We start from the raw sequence: 21,726 nt of genomic DNA, 5'->3' as shown, positions 1-21,726 counted from the left end.
GCGAAGAGGTCTGGCGGGGGCTCAGACCGACAGGAATCGGGCAACCTTGGTCTCGTCGATGTCGGCGCGCAGGTCCTCGTGGACGATCTCGCCGTTTTCGATGACCAGCACCCGGTCGGCGATCTCGAGGGCGAAGGACAGCACCTGCTCGGACACCACGATGGACAGGCCGCGCTCGTCGCGGATGCGCTTCAGCGTGCGGGCCATTTCGCGGATGATCGAGGGCTGGATGCCCTCGGTCGGCTCGTCGAGCAGCAGCACCTTCGGCGCCGTGGCCAGCGCGCGGGCAATGGCGAGCTGCTGCTGCTGGCCGCCGGAAAGATTGCCGCCGCGCCGGCCCTTCATCTCCATCAGCACCGGGAACAGCTCGTAGATGTCGGGCGGCACTTTGCTCTCGCCGCGCGGGATGAGGCCGGTCTCGATGTTCTCCTGCACCGTCATGGTGGAGAAGATCATGCGGCCCTGCGGCACATAGGCGACGCCGTTGGCGACGCGCTCATAGCTCTTGAAGCCGGTGATGTCGGTGGTGCCGACGCTCACCTTGCCGCTCTTGGTCGGCACGATGCCCATCAGCGACTTCATGAGCGTGGTCTTGCCCATGCCGTTGCGGCCCATGATCGCGATGATCTCGTTGGGCGCGACCTTGAAGTCGAGGCCGTGCAGCACCTCGCTCTCGCCGTAGGAGACGTGCAGGTTGGATACGTTCAGCATGACCCGCCCCTCAATGGCCGAGATAGACTTCGATGACCTTGGGGTCCGCCTGGACCTTGGCCATCGAGCCTTCGGAGAGAATCTTGCCCTGGTGCAGCACCGTCACCTTGTGGGCGATGTCCTCGACGAACTTCATGTCGTGCTCGATCACGATCACCGAACGGTTCTTGATGATGGTGTTGAGCAGCTCGGCGGTCTTCTTGCGCTCGGAGACGCTCATGCCGGCCACCGGCTCGTCGAGCATGAGCAGCTCCGGGTCCTGGATCAGCAGCATGCCGATCTCCAGCCACTGCTTCTGGCCGTGCGAGAGATATTCGGCGCGCTGGTCGAGCTGGTCGGCGAGGAAGATGGTCTCGGCGATTTCCTGCACCCGCTCCTTCACCGCCCGGTCGCGCCGGAAGGTGAGGGCGCCGGGCACCGAGCGGCCCTTGGGGTAGGAGATTTCCAGGTTCTCGAAGACGGTGAGGTCCTCGTAGATCGACGGGTTCTGGAACTTGCGCCCCACCCCGGCGCGCACGATCTCGTGCTCCTTCATCTTGGTCAGCTCGCGGTCCTTGAACCGGATCGAGCCAGTGGTCGCCTTGGTGCGGCCGCAGATGAGATCGAGCACCGTGGTCTTGCCGGCCCCGTTGGGGCCGATGATGACGCGGATCTCGTTCTCGTCGACATAGAAGGACAGGTCGTTGACCGCCTTGAAGCCGTCGAAGGAAACCGTGAGGCCTTCCACCGCAAGGACGAAGTCCTTGTTCATGGTGTCGGCGATGACAGCGCTGTTCATGGCTCGCGCTCCTATTCGGCGGCGGCGGGGGCGGCCGCCGAGGGGGATGGCGGGGCGGGCGGCGTCGCGGCGGGAGGGCTGGCCCGGCGCTTGGCCGCGCCGCCGAACAGCGGGCCGAGATGCGGGGCGATGTAGGTCTGCCAGAGGCCGGCAATGCCGTTCGGGAAGATCAGCACCACGGCGATGAACAGCCCGCCGAGGCCGAACAGCCAGAGTTCGGGGAAGCTCTCCGAGAAGGAGGTCTTGGCCCAGTTCACCAGCAGCGTGCCGTAGATGGCGCCGAGGATGGACAGGCGCCCGCCGACCGCCGCGTAGATCACCATCTCGATCGAGGGCACGATGCCGACGAAGGAGGGCGACATGAAGCCCACCTGCAGGGTGAACATCGCCCCGCCAATGGCCGAGAGCGAGGCGGCGAGGCAGAACACGAACACCTTGAAGTTCGCGACGTCATAACCCGAGAACCGCACCCGGTCCTCCTTGTCGCGCATGGCGACCAGGATGCGGCCGAGCTTCGAGGACTTCACGAAATAGGCGATCAGGATGCAGGCGATGAGCAGGGCGACGCAGACGAAATAGAGGATCGTCTTGGCGCTGTCGGTGCGGATGTCCCAGCCGTTCAGCGTGCGCAGATCGGTGATGCCGTTGATGCCGCCGGTGTAGCCCTGCTGGCCGATGATCAGGATGGTCATGATCGCCGCCAGCGCCTGGGTGATGATGGCGAAGTACACGCCGCCCACCCGCCGCTTGAACATGGCGAAGCCGACGATGAAGGCGAAGAGGGCCGGCACCAGGATCACCGCGATGATGGTGAGGGTGAGGCTGTTGAAGGGCTGCCACATATAGGGCAGCTCGGTGATCTGGTTCCAGTCCATGAAGTCGGGAATGCCCGGCGTGGTCTGGATCTTGGTGGCCTCGACGCTGGAGGATTCCAGCTTGAGGAACATCGCCATGCAGTAGCCGCCGAGGCCGAAGAACACGCCCTGGCCGAGGGAGAGAATGCCGGCATAGCCCCAGCACAGCACCAGGCCGAGCGCGACGAAGGCATAGGTGAGGTACTTGCCGACGAACTGGAGGCGGAAATTGTCCAGCGTCAGCGGCAGGATCACGATGAGAAGGAAGGCGAGGACGGCGATCCCGATCATGTCCTGCGGGCGCAGGAAGAAGGTGCGGTCGGACTTGAGCATGTGCGCCTCCTCAGCGACGGACCTTGATGACGAACAGGCCCTGCGGCCGCAGCATCAGGATGATGACCACGCCGAGCAGCGTGAGGACCTTGGCCATCGAACCGGAGAGGAAGAACTCCATGGTCGACTGGGCCTGCGAGATGGTGAAGGCGGAGGCGATGGTGCCGAGCAGGCTCTGCGCGCCGCCGAAGACGACGACCAGAAAGGTGTCGACGATGTAGAGCTGGCCGGAGGTGGGGCCGGTCGAGCCGATCATGGTGAAGGCGGAACCGGCGATGCCGGCGATGCCGCAGCCCAGGCCGAAGGTGTAGCGGTCGACCTTTTCGGTGTTAATGCCGACGGCGCCGGCCATGACGCGGTTCTGCACCACGGCCCGCACCTGCTTGCCCCAGGCCGATTTGTACATCAGCAGGGCCACGGCGACGGTGATGACGATGGTGAGGGCCATCACGAACAGGCCGTTGATCTGAACCTCGATGGTGTCGGAGACGGCGATCGAGCCCATCATCCAGTTGGGCAGCTCGACGCCGACCTCGCGCGGGCCGAAGACGGAGCGGTAGAGCTGCTGGAGGATGAGGCTGAGGCCCCAGGTGGCGAGCAGCGTATCCAGCGGCCGCTTGTACAGGCGGCGTATCATCAGCCATTCGACCGCCATGCCGAGCGCGCCGGCGGCGAAGAAGGCAAGTATCATCGCCAGGAAGAAATAGGCGCCGAACAGGCCGGGCAGGTAGTTCAGGAAGAATTGCGAGGTGAAATAGGTGACATAGGCGCCGAGAATCATGAACTCGCCATGCGCCATGTTGATGACGCCCATCTGGCCGAAGATGATGGCAAGGCCGAGGGCCATGAGAACGAAAACCGAGAAAAGGATGAGGCCGGCGAAGCCCTGCATCACGAAAATCGAGCCAAGCTCGGCCAGCGAATAGTCAGAGAACATTCAGGAATCCCCCGGCGTGCGCGCGCGTGGCGCGGTCTTGCGTCAACGGCGTAGAGCCCCGGAGAGGGCGGACCCTCTCCGGGTGGGAACTTCAGCCGATCACTGGTAGCCCTTCGGGAACGGATCGGGCTCGATCAGGTCCGGGGTCTCGAACACGACCTTGAACTGGCCATCGGGCTGGGCGAGGCCGATGCGGGCCTTCGACCACAGGTGATGGTTGTTGTGGATCTTCACATAGCCTTCCGGCGCCTTGTTGAACTCGATGCCCGGCGAGGCCGCGGAGACCTTGTCGACATCGAAGCTGCCGGCCTTCTCGACGGTCATTTTCCACAGCCAGGGGCCGAGATAGGCGGCCTGGGTGACGTCGCCGATCACGGTCTTCTCGCCCCACATCTTCTTGAAGGCGGCGACGAATTCCTTGTTGTTCGGGTTGTCGAGCGACTGGAAGTACTTCATCGAGCTGTAGGCGCCGGCAATGTTTTCGCCGCCGATGCCGTCGATCTCGTCCTCGGTGACCGAGATGGTCAGCAGGGTCTGCTTGTTGAGGTCGATACCGGCCGCCTTAAGCTGCTTGTAGAAGGCGACGTTGGAGCCACCGACGACGGCGGCGTAGATCACGTCCGGCTTCTTCAGCTTGATCTTGTTGATGACCGAGTTGAACTGGGTGTGGCCCAGCGGGAAATATTCCTCGCCGACGACCGAGGAGTCCTTCAGGTGACCCTCGATGTGCTTGCGGGCGATCTTCATCGAGGTGCGCGGCCAGATATAGTCTGAGCCGATGAGGTAGAAGGTCTTGCTCTTCTTCTCCTTGGCAACCCAGTCGAGGCCGGCGAGGATCTGCTGGGTGGCCTCCTGGCCGGTGTAGATGACGTTCTTGGACTGCTCCAGCCCTTCATAGAAGGTGGGATAGTAGAGCATGCCGTTATACTGCTCGACGACCGGCAGCACCGCCTTGCGCGAGGCCGAGGTCCAGCAGCCCATGATGGCGGCGACCTTGTCGTTGACCAGCAGCTTCTTGGCCTTTTCGGCGAAGGTCGGCCAGTCGGACGCGCCGTCTTCCTGGATGAACTTGATCTTGCGGCCGAGCACGCCGCCCATGGCGTTGATCTGGTCGATGGCCAGCTTCTCGGCCTGCACCGAGCCGGTCTCGGAAATGGCCATGGTGCCGGTGACCGAGTGCAGGATGCCGACGGTGACTTCGGTGTCGGTAACGGCGAGGCCGGTGGTGTTCACTGCCGATGTGGCGGGCGCCTGTGCCATGGCGGGCGTGGAAAAGAGGCCGGTGGATGCAAGAAGAGGCACGGCCGGAAGCGCGGCAATGCCCATCAAGAGCTTGCGGCGTGTGCTGGAAAACTTGTTTGAACTATCGTTATTGGAAGACATACGATTCCCCTCCACGGGTTTGACGTGGCCTCAACAAGCATTCGACGTGCTTGCATTGGCCGGATCGTGGCGGGCGATGTCGCAATGCAGCAATACGTCGATTGACGTATAGGGGATCCGCGGCGGCTCCCGCACAGTGGGGCCAAGCATGGAGATATCTGCCCGGCCGCAAGGTATAGGCTCGCGGCCGTGTAGACGTTTTCGCGCGCGCGCGAAGAGAAAACGCTGATTTCCGGTTGAAGATCCGGTTTTCAGCCGGTTTATCAGGCCAGCGGCCGAGTTTTTAACACGCGCGGTCCCGCAAATGCGTCACGACGCCACGTCGTGACGTTCTGGCGTTGCAGTGGGGCGAGTGGAATGATTTGTGCTTGGGAGTTCCGGTGACGGTCATCTTGGCCGAATCCGATGCGGTGCAACGAAGCTGAACGGCCCTGGGGAGGGTAAGCGCGGAAGAATGTCGGGCGTCGGTACGGCGAGGCAGAATCCTATGGCGGCGGAGCAGAAGATCGTTCGCGTTCGGCGCCGCTATAATCAGTGGGTCGTCAACGAGACGCTGGAGGACTACGCACTCCGCTTCACGGCCAAGAGCGCGCGGCGCTGGTCGGCGCTGCGGGTGGCCAATACCGCGCTTGGCGCCGTGTCGTTCCTCGCGCTGGAGGCCATCGGCGGTGCGATCACGCTCGCCTATGGCTTCCCCAATGCGGTGGCGGCCATCCTGGTGGTGTGCGTCATCATCTTCGCCGCCGGCCTGCCGATCAGCTACTACGCCGCCAAGTTCGGCGTCGATATCGACCTGCTCACGCGGGGCGCCGGCTTCGGCTATATCGGCTCGACGCTCACCTCGCTGATCTACGCCTCCTTCACCTATCTGTTCTTCGCCATCGAGGCGGCGATCATGGCGCTGGCGCTGGAGATGTGCTTCGGCGTGCCGCTGATGGTGGGCTACTTCATCAGCGCGCTGGTGGTGATCCCGCTGGTGACGCACGGCATCACCTTCATCAGCCGGTTCCAGCTCTGGACCCAGCCGGTGTGGCTGGCGCTGAACATCATCCCCTTCATCTTCATCTTCGCGCTGAACGACGATCCGCTGGCCGGCTGGACCTCGTATACCGGCAGGCTCGGCGCACCGGACGGGTCGTTCGACCTCGTGCTGTTCGGCACCGCCACCACGGTGGTGTTCGCGCTGGTCGCGCAGATCGGCGAGCAGGTGGATTTTCTGCGCTTCCTGCCGCGCCGGGCGCCGGGCCGCACCGAGACGCGGCGCAACGCGCTGTGGTGGGTGGCGCTGCTCAGCGCCGGGCCGGGATGGATCATCCCCGGCGGCATCAAGATGCTGGCGGGCTCGTTCCTCGCCTATTTCGCGCTGACCCAGGGCATCCCGTTCCTGCATGCCGCCGAGCCGACCCAGATGTATCTGGTGGCGTTCAGGACGGTGTTCTCGCCGGAAATGGCGCTGGCCTTCACCGGGCTCTTTGTCATCCTGGCGCAGCTCAAGATCAATGTGACCAACGCCTATGCCGGCTCGATCGCCTGGTCCAACTTCTTCTCGCGGTTGACCCACAGCCATCCCGGCCGGGTGGTGTGGCTGGTGTTCAACGTCACCATCGCGCTGATGCTGATGGCGCTCGGCATCTACAAGGTGCTGGAGCAGATCCTCGGGCTGTATTCCATCGTCGCGGTGGCGTGGGTGGCGGCGCTGGTGGCCGACCTCGTGGTCAACAAGCCGATGGGCTGGAGCCCGCCGGGCATCGAGTTCAAGCGGGCGCATCTGTACGACATCAACCCCGTCGGCGTCGGCGCGCTGCTGGCCGGCACGGTGATCGGCGTCATTGCCTTTGCCGGCTTCTTCGGCCCGACGCTGAAGGTGTTTGCGCCCTTCCTGGCGCTCGGCGTCTCGTTCTTCTCGGCGGCCGGCATCGCCTACGCCACAGGCGGGCGCTACTACATCGCCCGGCGCACGGCCAAGAACTGGGATGCCCGCCACACGCTCAAATGCTGCATCTGTGAGCACAAGTTCGAGCCGGAGGACATGGCGCACTGCCCGGTCTATGCCGGGCCGATCTGCTCGCTGTGCTGCTCGCTCGATGCGCGCTGCAACGACCGCTGCAAGGAGGATGCGCGCTTTCCCGAGCAGATCCTCGGCGCGCTGCGGGCGACCCTGCCCGGCTGGATGGTGGCGCAGCTCAATTCCCGGCTCGGCCATTATATCGGGGTGATGTCGCTGCTGGCGATCGTCATCGGCGGCATATTGGGCGTCATCTATTTCCAGTCGACCTTCGCCCCGCCGGACCAGACCGAGACGGTCGGCAATGTGCTGTTCACGCTCTACTTCATCCTGCTAATCATCGCCGGCGTCGCCGCCTGGCTGTTCGTGCTGGCGCAGGAAAGCCGGCGCGTGGCGCAGGAGGAGAGCAACCGCCAGACCGCGCTGCTGATGCGCGAGATCGAGGCGCACAAGCGCACCGACGCCAAGCTGCAAAAGGCCAAGGAGGCGGCCGAGGCCGCCAATCTCGCCAAGAGCCGCTATGTCGTCGGCATCAGCCACGAGCTGCGCACGCCGCTAAACGCCATTCTCGGCTATGCCCAGCTGCTGGAGCGCGACACCGCCATTCCCCCGCACCGGCGCGATGCCATCCGCGTGGTGCGCCGTTCCGCCGAGCACCTGTCCGGGCTGATCGACGGGCTGCTCGACATCTCCAAGATCGAGGCCGGGCGGCTCTATCTCACCCGCGACGAGGTGCGCATCGCCGAGTTCCTCGACCAGTTGGTGGACATGTTCCGGCTGCAGGCCACCGCCAAGGGCATCGACTTCGTCTATGTGCGGCCCGAGCGGCTGCCGGGGACGGTGTTCACCGACGAGAAGCGGCTGCGGCAGATTCTCATCAACCTGCTGTCCAACGCCATCAAGTTCACCGACCGGGGGCGGGTGGCGCTGCGCATTTCCTATCGCAACCAGGTGGCGGAATTCGAGGTCGAGGACAGCGGCATCGGCATTCCCGCGCAGGACCATGTGCGCATCTTCGAGCCGTTCGAGCGCGGGGAGCGGGCGGGCACCTATTCCACCGCCGGCATCGGCCTCGGGCTGACCATCACCAAGCTGCTCACCGAGATCATGGGCGGGGAAATCTCGCTGAAATCGGCGCCGGGCGAGGGCAGCGTGTTCCGCGTGAAGATGATGCTGTCGGAGGTGACCAACCCCTCGCGCCTCGGGCCGATCCAGCACCGCCACATCGCCGGCTATACCGGCCCGCGCCGCACCATTCTGGTGGCCGACGACGATGTCGCCCATCGCGACCTGATGCACGAATTGCTGGTGCCGCTCGGCTTCACCGTGCTCGCCGCCACGGACGGCGTGCAGGCGCTGGACATGGTGCGCGAATGGGACCCGGACATGGTGCTGCTCGACATCTCCATGCCGGGGCTCAATGGCTGGGAAGTGGTGCGGCAACTGCGCGACGAGGGATTCGGGCGGCTGCGGATCATCATGATCTCGGCCAATGCCGGGGAAATCCTCGGCGACGGACTTGCCCAGCATGACGACCATCTGGTCAAGCCGGTGCATCTGCGCACGCTGCTGGAAAAGATGGCGGCGCTGCTCGATCTCGACTGGGTGGGCGACGGCGAACTCGCCGCCATCGCCGCCGGCGAGGCGAGCAAGCCGGGCGAATTGCGCGCGCCTGCGGGCGTGCATCTCGACGACCTGATGAAGCTGGGGGAGATCGGCTATGTGCGCGGCATCCAGGCCAAGCTCAAGGAAATCGAAGGCGTCTCGCCGGACAACAAGGCCTTCGTCGCCCATATGCGCGACCTGATGGAAACCTTCGACCTCAAGCAATACATGTCTGTCCTGGAGGCGTTGCGCCGCAATGATGCATAGCGTGGAGCGCCGAGACATCGTCCTCGTGGTGGACGATTCGCCGGAGACGCTCAGTCTCCTCACCGACGCGCTGGAGGCGGCGGGTGCCACGGTGCTGGTGGCGACCGAAGGGGCCAATGCGCTGGCGCTGGTCGAGCGCATCACCCCCGACGTGATCTTGATGGACGCGGTGATGCCGGGCATGGACGGATTCGAGACCTGCCGCCGGCTCAAGCGCAACAAATCGGTGGCGCATGTGCCCGTCATCTTCATGACGGGGCTTTCCGAGACCGAGCAGATCGTGAAGGGGCTGGAGGCGGGCGGGGTCGACTATGTGACCAAGCCGATCTCGCCGGACGAACTCATTGCCCGCATCCGGGTGCATCTGGCCAATGCGCGCCAGACCCACAGCGCCCGCGCTGCGCTGGATGCCGCCGGGCGCTACCTGCTCTCCGCCAACCGGGAGGGCCGGGTGCTGTGGTCGACACCGCAGGCCACCGCGCTGCTCACCGCCATCAGCATCTCGCCGGCCGGCGACAGTTTCACCCTGCCGGATACGGTGCGGCGCTGGCTGGAGGGCCGCGCGGCCGACGGAGCCCCGGTGGGGCCGGAAGCCATCGAGGTGGTGATGGAGGGATCGGCGCGCCGGCTGAAGCTGTCTTATGTCGGGCAGATCGGTCCGCAGGAATTGCTGCTGCGCATCGTCGAGGATTCCGGCGTTCCGCCCGAGCAGGTGCTGAAGGCCAAGTTGAACCTCACTCTGCGCGAATCGGAAGTGCTGCTCTGGCTGGCGCGCGGCAAGGCCAACCGCGATATCGGTGAAATTCTCGGCCTGTCGCCGCGCACGGTGAACAAGCATCTGGAACAGATCTACGCCAAGATCGGCGTGGAAAACCGCTCCGCCGCCACGGCGCTGGCGGTGACGGCGCTGACGCCGCGCTAGGCGACCGACTCATTAAACCGCATCCATATTCTGAGTGATGCGAGTTTTACGCCGGCGAGGAAATTGTCAGGTCGCTTGTCGTATCGGGTCGCAACGGCGCGGTAGTGCTTGATCTTGTTGAAGAAGCGCTCGACGAGGTTGCGATAGCGATACAAGAAGGGGCTGAAGGCTGGCACGTTCTTGCGGTTCGGCATGGGCTTGATGTTGGCCCATGCGCCTCGCTCGCGCAGGCTTTGCCGGAGTTCGTCGCTGTCATAGGCGCGGTCGGCCAGGAGGGTCTGGCCATCGACAAGCGCGCCGAGCATGTCGCGGGCGCTGCGTCCGTCATGAGCCTGGCCCTCGGTCAATTTCAGGGCGATCGGCAGGCCTTCGGCATCCACCAGAGCATGGATCTTCGTTGTCAGGCCGCCCCGCGAGCGACCCATGCAACCGGATCGGTCGTCTTTTTTTGGGCGTTGGCGGCGTGCTGGTGCACGCGGATGCTGGAGGAATCGATCATCTGGATGTCGCCATCGTAAGCCTTTGACACCGCTTCCAGAAGCCGATCCCAGACCCCCGCCTTGCGCCAGCGGTTGAAGCGGTTCACGCAGGTCGTGTGCGGGCCGTAGCGCTCGGGAATGTCGGCCCACGGCGCCCCGGTCCGAAGTCGCCAGAAAATCCCGTTCAGCACGCGCCGGTCGTCCACCCGAGGCACGCCCCTCGGCTTGTTCGGCAAAAGCGGCTGGATCACCGACCACTCGAAATCCGTTAGATCAAAGCGGGCCATCTCATCCTCCATCAGGAGAAATGAATCAGCCTCCGACCCAAAAGGGAATCCCGTTTATGGGTCTGTGACCTAGAGCACATCCGGTGAAAGTCGGTTCACCGGATGTGATCCAGGTTTCTGTTTTTACGCATTTTCTTCACGCGAACCGGAACCCACTTCGCTCGAAAATGCTCCAGGCGCGGGTTCGTGCGCGGCTCAGTCGGCCACGCCGTAAGCGAGCGGGGCGAGGCGGTCCAATTCGTCGTCGGCAAACAGCCGCGAGCGGGTGAGGAAGCGCTGGTCGCGCCCGTTTTCCAGGCTGAACATGCCGCCCCGGCCGGGCACCACGTCGATGATGAGCTGGGTGTGCTGCCAGTACTCGAACTGCGAGGGGCTCATAAAGAAGGGCGCGCCGCCGATCTCGCCCATCCGCACGTCGCGGTCACCCACGATGTAGTCGCCGACCGCGTAGCACATGGGGGAGGAGCCGTCGCAGCAGCCGCCGGACTGGTGGAACAGCAGCGCCCCGTGCTCGGCCTCGAGCGTGGCGATGAGTGCCAGCGCTGCGTCGGTGGCGAGGACGCGGGGGATGGCGGCGGCTGCCGGTTCGGCCAGGGTGGCTGTCTGCGTGTCCATGAGAACTCCCGTGAAAGCTCCCTCTCCCGACGGGGAGAGGGCTGGGGTGAGGGGTGTTCGCGCTGCCCCTCACCGACCCGCTTCGTGGGCCACCTCTCCCCAATGGGGAGAGGGAAGCTCAGGCGTGGTGCTCAGAAGAACCCGAGCTTCTTCGGGCTGTAGCTGACCAGCATGTTCTTGGTCTGCTGGTAGTGGTCGAGCATCATCTTGTGGTTCTCGCGACCGATGCCGGACTGCTTGTAGCCGCCGAAGGCCGCGTGGGCGGGATAGGCGTGGTAGCAATTGGTCCACACCCGGCCGGCCTGGATGGCGCGGCCGAAGCGGTAGGCGCGGTTGCCGTCGCGGGTCCACACGCCGGCGCCGAGGCCGTACAGCGTGTCGTTGGCGATGGAGAGCGCTTCCGCGTCGTCCTTGAAGGTGGTGACCGAAACGACCGGGCCGAAGATCTCCTCCTGGAAGATCCGCATCTTGTTGTGGCCCTTGAACACGGTCGGCTTGACGTAGTAGCCGCCGGAAAGATCGCCGCCGAGATCGTTGCGCTCGCCGCCGATGAGAACCTCGGCGCCTTCCTGCTTGCCGATGTCGATATAGGACAGGATCTTCTCGAGCTGCTCGGAGGAAGCCTGCGCGCCGATCATGGTTGCCGGGTCGAGCGGCGAGCCCTGTACGATGGCTTCCACCCGCTTCAGCGCCTTCTCCATGAAGCGGTCATAGATGTCTTCCTGGATCAGCGCGCGGCTGGGGCAGGTGCAGACCTCGCCCTGGTTGAGCGCGAACATGACGAAGCCCTCGACCGCCTTGTCGAAGAAGTCGTCATCCTGCGCCACCACGTCGCTGAAGAAGATGTTCGGCGACTTGCCGCCCAGCTCCAGCGTCACGGGGATGAGGTTCTGGCTGGCATACTGCATGATCAGCCGGCCGGTCGTCGTCTCGCCGGTGAAGGCGATCTTAGCGATGCGCGGCGAGGAGGCGAGCGGCTTGCCCGCTTCGAGGCCATAGCCGTTGACGATGTTCAGCACGCCAGGCGGCAGCAGGTCGGCAATCAGTTCGGCCAGCACGAGGATGGAGGCCGGGGTCTGCTCCGCCGGCTTCAGCACCACGCAATTGCCGGCGGCCAGCGCCGGGGCGAGCTTCCACACCGCCATCAGGATGGGGAAGTTCCACGGGATGATCTGCCCGACGACGCCGAGCGGCTCGTGGAAGTGATAGGCGATGGTGTCGTGGTCGATCTCGCTGATGCCGCCTTCCTGGGCGCGCACGGCGCCGGCGAAATAGCGGAAATGGTCGATGGCGAGGGGCATGTCGGCCGCAGTGGTCTCGCGGATCGGCTTGCCATTGTCCCACGTCTCGGCGAGGGCGAGGAGGTCGAGATTTTCCTCCATGCGGTCGGCGATCCGGTTGAGGATCAGCCCCCGCTCGGCGGCCGAGGTCTTGCCCCAGGCGTCCTTGGCGGCATGGGCGGCGTCGAGCGCCTTCTCGATGTCGTCCTTGTCGGAGCGGGCGATCTCGCAGATCTTGCCGCCGGTGACGGGCGAGGTGTTGTCGAAATAACGGCCGGCAACCGGCTCGACGAACTGGCCGCCGATGAAATTGCCGTAGCGGGCCTTGAACGGGGACTGCTTGGTGATGGCGAGTTCTGGCTTGTTCATTGGATCCTCCCAGACTGGGACACTCAAGATTGCACCCGCCGTGCCAGCGTCATGCCGCATCGCACAAAATCGTCGTTGCGCCACGGCAAAATATTGGAATCGCTTGGATTGGTGCTGTACTCGCGCCGGCGTGAAGATGTTACCCATGGACGCCCGCTGAAAACTTGCTAGAAACTGTCGGAAAGAACAACAAGACCTGCGACATGTGTGGGATTTTGCAACACTCCGGGAGGATCGCATGCGCCAAGAGGTCTCGCCGCGCGCCGTTCTGGCCGCGCGCAAGCAGTTCTTCCAGCAGGGTCTGGGCGACCGCCCGCTGGCGGCGCTGGTGTCCGAGCCGATCCTGCGCTCGTGGAAGCGCTGCGCCGAGCGCGGGCTCGACAGTGCCGCGCTGCCGCGCCTCGAACCGCTGACCGCCCATGAGCTCAGCGCCATCACCGAGCGGCACGAGCGCCTGCGGCGGCTCTGCCGCCCGGAGGTGGAGAGCCTTTATGCCGATGCCATGCAGACGGGCTGCGTCGTCATCCTCACCGATTCCGAGGGCATGATCCTCGACGCGCTCGGCAATGCCGATTTCGCCGCGCGGGCGGCACAGGTGGCGCTGCGCCCCGGCGTGCTGTGGGGCGAAAGCACCACCGGCACCAATGCCGTGGGCACGGCGCTGGTCGAGGGCCGGCCGATCGCCGTGCATGGCGGCGAGCATTATTACGACCCGCACGCCATACTGAGCTGCTCGGCGGCGCCGATCCTCGATCCCTATGGCCACACCGTGGGCGCGCTCGACCTGTCGGGCCCGGCGGCGGTGGACCATCGCCACGCGCTCGGGCTGGTGCGGCTGGCGGTGGAGCAGATCGAGCACCGCTTCTTCGACGAAGGCTTTTCCGGCCGACGCATCCTGCGCCTGCAGGCCGACAGGGCGCTGCTCGGCACCTCGCGCGAGGGCGTGCTGGTGTTCGAGGATGACCGGCTGGTGGCGGCGAACCGGGCCGGGCTCGGCCTTGTCGGTGCCGACTGGTCGGCGCTGGGCGAAAAGCGGGCCGGCGAGCTTCTTGAGCGGCTGCCGGGCGCGGATGGCGAGACCCATGCGCTGCGCGGTCAGGGCGGCGGGGCGTTGTATGGACGCTTCGAGGGGGTGGGCGCGCGGCCCCACAGCCTGCCCAGGCCGCGCCCGGCGCGGCGCGAGGAAGGGCCTCTGCTCGGCGCCGCCGAGAAGCTGGCGCTGGCGCGGGCGGTGCGCATGGTCGCCGCCGACGTGCCGGTGCTGATCCGTGGCGAGACCGGCACCGGCAAGGAACTGGCGGCGCGCGAGATCCACCGGGCCAGCGCGCGCGGCGGCGGGCCGTTCGTCGCGGTGAACTGCGCCGCCATCCCGGAGACGCTGATCGAATCCGAGCTGTTCGGCTATGAAGACGGCGCCTTCACCGGCGCGCGCCGGCAGGGGCGGCGCGGCCTGCTGCGCGAGGCCGATGGCGGGGTGCTGTTTCTCGACGAGATCGGCGACATGCCGCTGGCGCTGCAATCGCGGCTGCTGCGCGTGCTGCAGGAGCGCGAGGTCGCCCCGCTCGGCGGCGGGCGGCCGGTGAAGGTGGACTTCGCGCTGCTCTGCGCCACCCATCGCGATTTGCGGCTGCTGGTGGAGACCGGGAGCTTTCGGCAGGACCTGTATTTCCGCATCGCCCATTACACCGTCGAATTGCCGCCGCTGCGCCAGCTGGGAGACCGGGCGGAGATCGTGCGCGCGCTGTGGGGCCGGCTGGTTGAGGATGAGCGGCTGACGCTCTCGGAAGGCTGCGAGGCGCGGCTGGCCGCCTATGAATGGCCGGGCAATTTCCGCCAGCTCGCCGGCACGCTGCGGGTGCTCGCGGCGCTGGCGGAGCCGTTTCGGCCGGTGGGCGAGGACATGCTGCCGCCCGACATTCTGGCGGCGCCGCCGGCTCCGGCGGCGGACACGCTCGATGCGCTGACGACGGAGGCGATGCGCCGGACGCTGGAGGCCTGCGGCGGCAATGTCTCCCAGGCCGCCCGCCAGCTCGGCGTCAACCGCTCGACGCTCTATCGCCGGCTGTTCCACGCCTGAGCCGCAGCGGGGTATCGCGCAGGGAACTCGCGGCAGTCCGGTCCGTTACCTCCTGACACAGACATGGAGGCTTTCCGATGGTCCTTGATCCCCGCAAGCTCGACCAGAATACCGTGGTCGTCGATCCCGCCAATATCGACGCGGTGCTCGAAGACCGGACGACGGCGGTGTCGGACCCGTTGAAGCCGCCGCTCGGCGAGGTCGACAATGACAATCACCCGGTGGATGGCGAGCCGGCCGAGCGCGATGGCGCGCGTTTCGCGCCGGATACGCTCAAGACGGTCGACGGTTCGCTCGACGGCACGCCGAAGAAATCCGACGACCCGCGCCGCTGAGGCGAACGGAACCCGCGCTTACAGCTCCGTCGGCGCGGGGTCCTCCACGGGCGCCGCCTTGTTGCCCTCCACCCGGTCGCGGTAGATCGATGCGCTGGCAAGCAGCATCAGCGTGACCGGCGTGGTGATGGTGACGAAGAGGCCGATCAGCACTTCGTGCACAAGCGGCCGGCCCTGCAGGACGGAAAAGCAGATCATAGAGCCGATGAGCATCGAGCCGGTGCCGAGCGTCGCACCAAGCGAAGGGGCGTGCAGGCGGGCGTAGAAATCCGGCAGCCGCCACAGGCCGATGGAGCCGATGAGCGTGACCAGCGCGCCGAAGATGAGGAAAAACGAGACGAGGAGCGCCGCCCAGAGCGGCAGGTCGGGGGCGGCGGTCATTCGATCACCTCGCCGCGCATGAGGAATTTGGCGAGTGCCACGGTGCCTACGAAGCCGAGCAGGCCGATGACCAGCGCCGCCTCGAAATACAGCGTGGCGCCGCTGCGAATGCCAAGCGTGACCAGCAGCAGCATGGCATTCACATAGAAGGTGTCGAGGCCGATGATGCGGTCCTGGGCGCGGGGGCCGCGGATGAAGCGCAGCGCCGCGCAGCCCATGGCAAGGGTCAGCAGGACCTGCGCGAAGGTGATCGACCAGCCGAGGATGGCGACGCTCATTCGAAAATCTCCATCAGCAGGCTCTCATAGCGCCCCTTGATGGTGCGCACCCACTCCTTGTCGTCCACCAGATCCAGCACATGCAGCATCAATATGCCCTGCGCGGGGTCGAAGCGGACCCATTGCGTGCCCGGCGTGCAGGTGAGGATGATGGCGAGAATGGCCAGGCCGTAGGGATCGGTGAGTTCCAGCCGCATGCTCATGAAGCCGGCATGGGTGCGGCGGTCTTCGTTGCCGAGGATGATGCTGCCGACGGCGAGGTTCGAGCGGAACACGTCGACAAAGACGCGTCCCGCTAGGCGTGCCACCGCCAGCGGACGGTGCGGCCGCGTGTGCGGCGGTGCCAGCGCCACCATCACCCAGCAGCCGCCGAACGCCACCACCGCACCCAGCAGCAGCTGGCCGGCCGAGAGGCTCTGCGTTATGAGAAGCCACATTCCCAGCAGCGCCAGGAACAGCAGCGGGTAGGGCAATACGCGCCGGACGAGGTTCATGGCGTGGCTCCCGGGGGCACGTCACCAGCCGGGGCCGTGCCGCCTCCGGCAGGGCCATGGCCACTGGCGCGGGGATCGCTCGTCGTGTGGTCGGCCGGCTGGCTGCCGAGCACGTCGCGGGCATATTCGCTCGGCCAATAGAGGATCTGCGCGGTGGCCTCCATGTAGCGCATGGTGGGCCCGCCGGCGAAGGTCATCGCCGCGCAGAGGAACAGCAGCGCCCCCACAGGCACCGCCTCGATGGCGCGCACGCGCGGGATTTCGTTCTCGGCCGGCACCCACAGCGTGCGGATACCGTTGCGGGTCATGGCGATGAGGGTGGCGAGGCCCGTCAGGATCAGCAGCGCAACGAAGGCCCAATGGGCGGCGGGAATCTCGCCGGCCTCGTTGAGAAGCGCCGAGAGCATGGCGAATTTGGCGATGAAACCGGACAGCGGCGGCATGCCGGCAAGCAGCGCCGTGCAGGCGACGAAACCGCCGCCGAGGACGGCGATGGTGGCAGGAATGGCGACGCCGACCTCCTCGTCCTCGTCCTCGATGTCCTCTTCCGGATCGCCGAATATTTCCAGCGTCACCGCCAGCACGTCGGCGCCGGCGGCCTGTCCCCGCTCGATCAGCTCGACCAGCAGGAAATAGGCGCTGATCGCAAAGGTCGAGGTGACGAGGTAATAGAGCGCTCCCGAGATCACCGCGCTGTTGCCGGTGCCGATGGCGGCGAGCAGCGTGCCCGACGAGATGAGCACGGAATAGCCGCCGAGCCGCTGCATCGACTGCGAGGCCAGCACGCCGATGCCGCCGAACAGGATGGTGGCCATGCCGCCATAATACAGCCAGAGCGCGCCGAACTCCTCCGAGGCGCCCGCCTCGTCGCCGAAGCACAGCAGGAACAGGCGCAGGATCACATAGACGCCGACCTTGGTCATGATGGCGAACATGGCCGCGACGGGGGCGCAGGCGGCGGCATAGGTGGTCGGCAGCCAGAAGCTGAGCGGCCACATGCCCGCCTTCACCAGGAAGGCGATGCCGAGCACGGCCGCGCCCGCCTCCATCAAGATGCGCTCCTCCGGCCCCAGCGTGGGGACGATGCGGCTGAGATCGGCCATGTTGAGCGTGCCGGTGACGCCGTAGATCACCGCGACGCCGACGAGGAAGAGCGAGGAGGCGACGAGATTGATCGGGATGTAGTGCAGCCCGGCCCGCACCCGCGCCGTGCCCGAGCCGTGCAGCACCAGCCCGTAGGAGGCGGCGAGCAGGATCTCGAAGAAGACGAACAGGTTGAACAAATCGCCGGTGAGGAAGGCGCCGTTCAGCCCCATCAGCAGCAGCAGGAACAGCGTGTAGAAGCGCGGCCCCGCCTTGTGCCAGCGCGCCATGGCGAAGAGCAGCGTCGTGCAGCCCAGCACCGAGGTGAGCAGCAGCATGAGCGCGGCCAGACGGTCCACCACCAGCACGATGCCGAAGGGCGGCGGCCAGTTGCCGAGCGGGTAGACGATCATGGTCGACCAGCGGTCACCCGTCGGCATGCCCACCAGCACCACCAGCGTCACCGCGATCACTAGCAGCGCGAACACCGTGGCGAGGCTGAGCGACATCTTCAGCACCCGCCGCCGCTCGTCGAACAGCAGCATCAGCGCGCCGACGGCCAGCGGCAGGATGACCGGCAGGATGGCGAGGTGATCGAGGACGGGGGTCATCGCTCCGGCTCCCGCCCGTCGACATGGTCGGTGCCGGTGCGCCCGCGTGCGGCGAGAAGCACCACGAGGAACAGCGCCGTCATGGCGAAGCCGATGACGATGGCGGTGAGTACGAGCGCCTGCGGGATCGGATCGGCGATCGCCGCGGGATTGCCGACGCCGCCGCCGGTGAGGATGGGCGGCGCATCGACGCGCAGCCCGCCGCCGGCCATGGCGAAGATGAACAGGTTCACCGCATAGGAGATCAGCGAGAGGCCGATGATCACCTGATAGGTGCGCGGGCGCAGGATCAGCCACACGCCCGAGGCGGTGAAGATGCCGATGCCGATGGCGAGCACGATTTCCATCAGTCGCCCCCCTCGGCAGCCTGCGACGCGCGCGCGCTGCGCAGCGACTGGTGGGCGAGGGCGATGAGGATCAGCACCGTGGCGCCGACCACCAGCGCGAACACGCCCAGATCGAACAGCAGCGCCGTTGCCGCCGGCACCTTGCCGATCAGTGGCACGTCCACATACTGGAAATGCGAGGTCAGGAAGGGATAGCCGAACCACCACGAGCCGACGCCGGTGGCGCAGGAGGTGAGCAGGCCGATGCCCATCCAGCGCAGCGGCAGGACGCGCAGGTGATCCTCCACCCAGCGCGTGCCGCTTGCCATGTACTGCACCACGAAGGCGATGGAGAGGGTGATGCCGGCGGCAAAGCCCCCGCCGGGCAGGTCATGCCCGCGCATGAACAGATACACCGCCATCACCGCGATGACCGGGAACAGCCAGTGCATGATCAGGCGCGGAATGAGCATGTAGTCGGCGGCGGTATCGCCGGGCGAACGGTCCGGGGCGGCCTCGTCGAAGGCGTGCTGGATGCGCTGCTGCTCGGGCTGCCCGATGCTCTCCGGCGCCGGGCGGAACCGGCGCAGCAGGGCGAAGACGGTGAGGCCGGCGAGGCACAGCACGACGATTTCGCCCATCGTGTCGAAGCCACGGAAATCGACCAGGATGACGTTGACGATGTTGGTGCCGCCGCCCTCGGTATAGGCGCGCTCGACGAAGAAGCGGGACACGCTGCCGCTGAGCGGGCGTGTCATCAGGCAATAGGCCAGGAACGCCATGAGCCCGCCGAACGAGCAGGCGATGGCGAGGTCGACATAGCGGCGTGCCAGCACCTTCAGCGGCGGGCGCGAGGGATAGACTTCCTCGATCCGCTTGGGCAGCCAGCGCAGGCCGAGCAGCAGCAGCACCGTGGTCACGATCTCCACCAGCAGTTGGGTCACGGCAAGATCGGGTGCCGACAGCCAGACGAAGGTGATGCAGGTGACGAGGCCGGCACCGCCCACCAGGACGAGGGCGGCGAAGCGGTGATATTTGGCCTGATAGGCGGCGGAGAGGGCGCAGATTCCGCCGACGAACCAGAGCAGGGCGAAGGCGGGCGGCAGCGGCGTTCCCGGCAGGCTGCCGGTGCCGACCGCGCCATTGGCGAGGAAGGGCGCCACCGCTGCCGCTACCGCGATGGCAATGACCAGGCGCATCTGCGGCTGCAGGTGCCGGGTGCCCAGCGTGGCTTCGGCGGCCCGCGCCCATTGCCAGGAAAGGGTGGCGAGCACCTTCTCGAAGATGCGCTGACCCTTGAAGTCGCGCAGGATCGGCGGGCCTTCGATGCCGCTTTCAAGGTAGCGGCGCAGGCTGAAATAGAGCACCACGCCGCCGGCGAGGGCGATGAGGCTCATCATCAGCGGCAGGGTGAAGCCGTGCCAGAGCGCCAGGCTGTAATAGGGCGGGGTGGTGTCGAGCAGCCCGTTGACGGCGGTGGCCAGCACCGGGGCGATGGTGAGCCCCGGCACGATGCCGATGACCAGGCAGATCAGCACCAGCAGCTCGATGGGAAAGCGCATCCAGTGCGCTGGCTCGTGCGGCCGGTGCGGCAGGTTCACCGGCGGCGGGCCGAAGAACACGCCGAGGATGAAGCGCAGCGAATAGGTGACGCTGAACACGCCGGCGAGCGTCGCCCAATAGGGCAGGCTGTCGTCGAGCAGCGAGCCGGTATGGTCGGCCACCGCCTCGGCGAAGAACATCTCCTTGGAGATGAAGCCGTTGAGCAGCGGCACGCCGGCCATGGCGGCGGCGGCCACCATGGCGAGCGTCGCGGTGAAGGGCATGTAACGGTAGAGGCCGCTGAGCTTGCGCAGGTCGCGCGTGCCGGTCTCGTGGTCGATGATGCCCGCCGCCATGAACAGCGAGGCCTTGAAGATGGCGTGGTTCAGCGTGTGGAAGATCGCCGCCACCGCCGCCAGCGGGCTGCCGAGGCCGAGCAGCAGGGTGATCAGGCCGAGATGGCTGATGGTCGAATAGGCCAGCAGCCCCTTCAGATCCTGCTGGAAGATGGCGATGAAGGCGCCGAGCAGCAGCGTCACCAGCCCGGCCGGCACCACCATGTAGAACCAGGCATCGGTGCCCGACATCACCGGCCACAGCCGCATGAGCAGGAAGATGCCGGCCTTCACCATGGTGGCCGAGTGCAGATAGGCCGACACCGGCGTGGGCGCCGACATGGCGTGCGGCAGCCAGAAATGGAACGGGAACTGTGCGCTCTTGGTGAAGGCGCCGAGCAGAATCAGCACCAGCGCCGGAACGTACAGGTCGCTCGCCACGATCAGGTCGCGCGATTCCAGCACCTGGTCGATGTCGTAGCTGCCAACGATGCGGCCGACCAGCAGCACCCCGACCAGCAGGCACAGCCCGCCCGCGCCAGTGACGGTGAGCGCCATGCGCGCGCCGTCGCGGGCATTCGCGCTGTGGTGCCAGTAGCCGATGAGCAGGAAGGAGAACAGGCTGGTCATCTCCCAGAAGAAGACCAGCTGGATGAGGTTGCCCGACAGCACGATGCCGATCATCGAGCCCATGAAGGCGAGCAGGAACGAGAAGAAGCGCGGCACCGGGTCTTCCGGCGACATGTAGTAGCGGGCATAGAGCACGACCAGCGCCCCGATGCCGAAGATCATCATGGCGAACAGCCAGGCGAGGCCGTCGAGCCGCAGGGTGAAGTCGAGCCCCAGCATCGGCAGCCAGGACAGCCAGAACTGCACCGGCGCACCGTCCGCCACCGACGCGTAGAGCCAGATGGTGATGGCCCCGGCCGCTACGGCGATGCCCCCCGCCAGAACCGCCGCGGCGTTGCGCGCGTGGGTCGGCAGAAACCCCGCAGCGACGCTGCCCAGGAAAGGCAGGGCCAAGGTGGCGAGGAGGAGCGTGCCATTCGACATAGGTAGCGGGGGCCTTTCTGCGGGGCGGATTCCTTAGCGGCTTGCGCGATGTCGCCCATTATGGTTGATTTGGTGGTCCTTACGCAAGGCAGAAACGATGGAACTGGCGCCCGAACAATGCCGCGCGGCACGCGGGCTTCTCGACTGGACGCAGGAGCATCTGGCCGAGCGTGCCGGCGTTTCCCGCAGCACCGTGCGCGATTTCGAGCGGCACCGCCATGTCCTGCATCGCGGCACGGAAACCCTGCTGATCAACACGCTGCAGGAAGCCGGCATCATGCTGCTGCCGCCCGGCGAATTCGGGCCCGGCGTGCGGATACGTTCCGGCGTGGGGCAGGACCCGGGCGCTCATTGTCCCTCGTGACACCATCCGCGCCTCGCGCCCA

Annotated in this window: 18 protein-coding genes and 1 pseudogene; 5 read left to right on the top strand and 14 right to left on the bottom strand. The window is 66.1% G+C overall.

Annotated features, from left to right (window positions below; genetic code table 11):
• Nucleotides 1-21: 21 nt before the first annotated feature.
• The 5 genes from urtE to urtA all read right to left on the bottom strand — a co-directional run bounded on the left by urtE (nucleotide 22) and on the right by urtA (nucleotide 4,996).
• On the bottom strand, nucleotides 22-711 hold the full coding sequence (gene urtE / locus ACQY76_RS21425) for an urea ABC transporter ATP-binding subunit UrtE (protein ID WP_428030699.1): 690 nt from the start codon (nucleotides 709-711) through the stop codon (nucleotides 22-24).
• Nucleotides 712-721: 10 nt separating this feature from the next.
• The gene (urtD, locus tag ACQY76_RS21420; RefSeq protein WP_428030698.1) at nucleotides 722-1,489 is read right to left on the bottom strand and encodes an urea ABC transporter ATP-binding protein UrtD; all 768 of its coding nucleotides are present in this window, start codon (nucleotides 1,487-1,489) and stop codon (nucleotides 722-724) included.
• 11 nt (nucleotides 1,490-1,500) lie between these two features.
• Nucleotides 1,501-2,676 carry an urea ABC transporter permease subunit UrtC gene (urtC, locus tag ACQY76_RS21415; protein WP_428030697.1) on the bottom strand — a complete coding sequence of 392 codons (1,176 nt, stop codon included), beginning with the start codon at nucleotides 2,674-2,676 and terminating at the stop codon, nucleotides 1,501-1,503.
• A gap of 10 nt (nucleotides 2,677-2,686) precedes the next feature.
• Complete coding sequence (gene urtB, locus ACQY76_RS21410) at nucleotides 2,687-3,613, bottom strand: urea ABC transporter permease subunit UrtB (protein WP_428030696.1); 927 nt, start codon at nucleotides 3,611-3,613, stop codon at nucleotides 2,687-2,689.
• 99 nt (nucleotides 3,614-3,712) lie between these two features.
• Nucleotides 3,713-4,996 (bottom strand): urea ABC transporter substrate-binding protein, encoded by a 1,284-nt coding sequence (urtA, locus tag ACQY76_RS21405; protein ID WP_428030695.1) that lies wholly within the window; start codon nucleotides 4,994-4,996, stop codon nucleotides 3,713-3,715.
• A 487-nt stretch (nucleotides 4,997-5,483) separates the two neighbouring features.
• Between urtA and ACQY76_RS21400 the strand changes: the two genes are divergently transcribed.
• Together ACQY76_RS21400 and ACQY76_RS21395 are read left to right on the top strand one after the other, a co-directional pair.
• Nucleotides 5,484-8,873, top strand: coding sequence for a hybrid sensor histidine kinase/response regulator (locus ACQY76_RS21400; RefSeq protein WP_428030694.1), 3,390 nt, complete (start codon nucleotides 5,484-5,486; stop codon nucleotides 8,871-8,873).
• The gene (locus ACQY76_RS21395; RefSeq protein WP_428030693.1) at nucleotides 8,863-9,795 is read left to right on the top strand and encodes a response regulator; all 933 of its coding nucleotides are present in this window, start codon (nucleotides 8,863-8,865) and stop codon (nucleotides 9,793-9,795) included. Before ACQY76_RS21400 ends, ACQY76_RS21395 begins: the two co-directional genes overlap by 11 nt.
• On the opposite strand, the pseudogene ACQY76_RS21390 reads toward ACQY76_RS21395, so the two are convergent.
• From ACQY76_RS21390 to adh, 3 genes and pseudogenes are all read right to left on the bottom strand, one after another.
• Nucleotides 9,792-10,561, bottom strand: a pseudogene (locus ACQY76_RS21390) (IS5 family transposase). The gene ACQY76_RS21395 and the pseudogene ACQY76_RS21390 overlap by 4 nt on opposite strands.
• Nucleotides 10,562-10,756: 195 nt before the next feature.
• Nucleotides 10,757-11,176: a DUF779 domain-containing protein gene (locus ACQY76_RS21385; protein WP_428030692.1), complete on the bottom strand. Its 420-nt coding sequence runs from the start codon at nucleotides 11,174-11,176 to the stop codon at nucleotides 10,757-10,759.
• Nucleotides 11,177-11,307: 131 nt separating this feature from the next.
• Nucleotides 11,308-12,825, bottom strand: coding sequence for an aldehyde dehydrogenase (adh, locus tag ACQY76_RS21380; protein WP_428030691.1), 1,518 nt, complete (start codon nucleotides 12,823-12,825; stop codon nucleotides 11,308-11,310).
• A 238-nt stretch (nucleotides 12,826-13,063) separates the two neighbouring features.
• Between adh and ACQY76_RS21375 the strand changes: the two genes are divergently transcribed.
• Nucleotides 13,064-14,902 (top strand): sigma-54-dependent Fis family transcriptional regulator, encoded by a 1,839-nt coding sequence (locus ACQY76_RS21375; RefSeq protein ID WP_428030690.1) that lies wholly within the window; start codon nucleotides 13,064-13,066, stop codon nucleotides 14,900-14,902.
• Between the two features lie 77 nt (nucleotides 14,903-14,979).
• Nucleotides 14,980-15,237, top strand: coding sequence for a hypothetical protein (locus tag ACQY76_RS21370; protein ID WP_428030689.1), 258 nt, complete (start codon nucleotides 14,980-14,982; stop codon nucleotides 15,235-15,237).
• A gap of 18 nt (nucleotides 15,238-15,255) precedes the next feature.
• Here ACQY76_RS21370 and mnhG read toward each other — a convergent pair whose 3' ends face one another.
• The 6 genes from mnhG to ACQY76_RS21340 are packed head-to-tail and all read right to left on the bottom strand — an operon-like array spanning nucleotide 15,256 to nucleotide 21,340.
• Nucleotides 15,256-15,618: a monovalent cation/H(+) antiporter subunit G gene (mnhG, locus tag ACQY76_RS21365; RefSeq protein WP_428030688.1), complete on the bottom strand. Its 363-nt coding sequence runs from the start codon at nucleotides 15,616-15,618 to the stop codon at nucleotides 15,256-15,258.
• A complete protein-coding gene (locus ACQY76_RS21360; RefSeq protein WP_428030687.1) occupies nucleotides 15,615-15,896 on the bottom strand; it encodes a K+/H+ antiporter subunit F in 282 nt (93 codons plus the stop codon). Before ACQY76_RS21360 ends, mnhG begins: the two co-directional genes overlap by 4 nt.
• Nucleotides 15,893-16,390 (bottom strand): Na+/H+ antiporter subunit E, encoded by a 498-nt coding sequence (locus ACQY76_RS21355; protein WP_428030686.1) that lies wholly within the window; start codon nucleotides 16,388-16,390, stop codon nucleotides 15,893-15,895. Before ACQY76_RS21355 ends, ACQY76_RS21360 begins: the two co-directional genes overlap by 4 nt.
• Nucleotides 16,387-18,084, bottom strand: coding sequence for a monovalent cation/H+ antiporter subunit D (locus ACQY76_RS21350; protein ID WP_428030685.1), 1,698 nt, complete (start codon nucleotides 18,082-18,084; stop codon nucleotides 16,387-16,389). Before ACQY76_RS21350 ends, ACQY76_RS21355 begins: the two co-directional genes overlap by 4 nt.
• Nucleotides 18,081-18,431, bottom strand: a complete 351-nt coding sequence (locus ACQY76_RS21345) for a Na+/H+ antiporter subunit C (RefSeq protein ID WP_428030684.1) — start codon at nucleotides 18,429-18,431, stop codon at nucleotides 18,081-18,083. Before ACQY76_RS21345 ends, ACQY76_RS21350 begins: the two co-directional genes overlap by 4 nt.
• Nucleotides 18,431-21,340: a monovalent cation/H+ antiporter subunit A gene (locus ACQY76_RS21340; protein WP_428030683.1), complete on the bottom strand. Its 2,910-nt coding sequence runs from the start codon at nucleotides 21,338-21,340 to the stop codon at nucleotides 18,431-18,433. Before ACQY76_RS21340 ends, ACQY76_RS21345 begins: the two co-directional genes overlap by 1 nt.
• Before the next feature lie 97 nt (nucleotides 21,341-21,437).
• On the opposite strand from ACQY76_RS21340, the gene ACQY76_RS21335 reads away from it, so the two are divergent.
• Nucleotides 21,438-21,704 carry a helix-turn-helix domain-containing protein gene (locus tag ACQY76_RS21335; RefSeq protein ID WP_428030682.1) on the top strand — a complete coding sequence of 89 codons (267 nt, stop codon included), beginning with the start codon at nucleotides 21,438-21,440 and terminating at the stop codon, nucleotides 21,702-21,704.
• Nucleotides 21,705-21,726: the final 22 nt, after the last annotated feature.

The sequence above is a fragment of the Ancylobacter sp. genome (genome assembly GCF_965279025.1).
In the GTDB taxonomy this organism is placed as follows: Bacteria; Pseudomonadota; Alphaproteobacteria; order Rhizobiales; family Xanthobacteraceae; genus Ancylobacter.
The sequence above is the reverse complement of the archived record's forward strand: the minus strand, read 5'-3'. Positions and strand labels throughout refer to the sequence as shown.

Coding starts and splice junctions, on each gene's coding strand:
- urtA (WP_428030695.1), bottom strand. CDS start 4,996: ATGTCTTCCAATAACGATAGTTCAAACAAGTTTTCCAGCACACGCCGC.
- urtB (WP_428030696.1), bottom strand. CDS start 3,613: ATGTTCTCTGACTATTCGCTGGCCGAGCTTGGCTCGATTTTCGTGATG.
- urtE (WP_428030699.1), bottom strand. CDS start 711: ATGCTGAACGTATCCAACCTGCACGTCTCCTACGGCGAGAGCGAGGTG.
- urtD (WP_428030698.1), bottom strand. CDS start 1,489: ATGAACAGCGCTGTCATCGCCGACACCATGAACAAGGACTTCGTCCTT.
- adh (WP_428030691.1), bottom strand. CDS start 12,825: ATGAACAAGCCAGAACTCGCCATCACCAAGCAGTCCCCGTTCAAGGCC.
- ACQY76_RS21345 (WP_428030684.1), bottom strand. CDS start 18,431: ATGGAAATCGTGCTCGCCATCGGCATCGGCATCTTCACCGCCTCGGGC.
- ACQY76_RS21360 (WP_428030687.1), bottom strand. CDS start 15,896: ATGAGCGTCGCCATCCTCGGCTGGTCGATCACCTTCGCGCAGGTCCTG.
- ACQY76_RS21395 (WP_428030693.1), top strand. CDS start 8,863: ATGATGCATAGCGTGGAGCGCCGAGACATCGTCCTCGTGGTGGACGAT.
- mnhG (WP_428030688.1), bottom strand. CDS start 15,618: ATGACCGCCGCCCCCGACCTGCCGCTCTGGGCGGCGCTCCTCGTCTCG.
- ACQY76_RS21340 (WP_428030683.1), bottom strand. CDS start 21,340: ATGTCGAATGGCACGCTCCTCCTCGCCACCTTGGCCCTGCCTTTCCTG.
- urtC (WP_428030697.1), bottom strand. CDS start 2,676: ATGCTCAAGTCCGACCGCACCTTCTTCCTGCGCCCGCAGGACATGATC.
- ACQY76_RS21400 (WP_428030694.1), top strand. CDS start 5,484: ATGGCGGCGGAGCAGAAGATCGTTCGCGTTCGGCGCCGCTATAATCAG.
- ACQY76_RS21370 (WP_428030689.1), top strand. CDS start 14,980: ATGGTCCTTGATCCCCGCAAGCTCGACCAGAATACCGTGGTCGTCGAT.
- ACQY76_RS21375 (WP_428030690.1), top strand. CDS start 13,064: ATGCGCCAAGAGGTCTCGCCGCGCGCCGTTCTGGCCGCGCGCAAGCAG.
- ACQY76_RS21385 (WP_428030692.1), bottom strand. CDS start 11,176: ATGGACACGCAGACAGCCACCCTGGCCGAACCGGCAGCCGCCGCCATC.
- ACQY76_RS21350 (WP_428030685.1), bottom strand. CDS start 18,084: ATGACCCCCGTCCTCGATCACCTCGCCATCCTGCCGGTCATCCTGCCG.
- ACQY76_RS21355 (WP_428030686.1), bottom strand. CDS start 16,390: ATGAACCTCGTCCGGCGCGTATTGCCCTACCCGCTGCTGTTCCTGGCG.
- ACQY76_RS21335 (WP_428030682.1), top strand. CDS start 21,438: ATGGAACTGGCGCCCGAACAATGCCGCGCGGCACGCGGGCTTCTCGAC.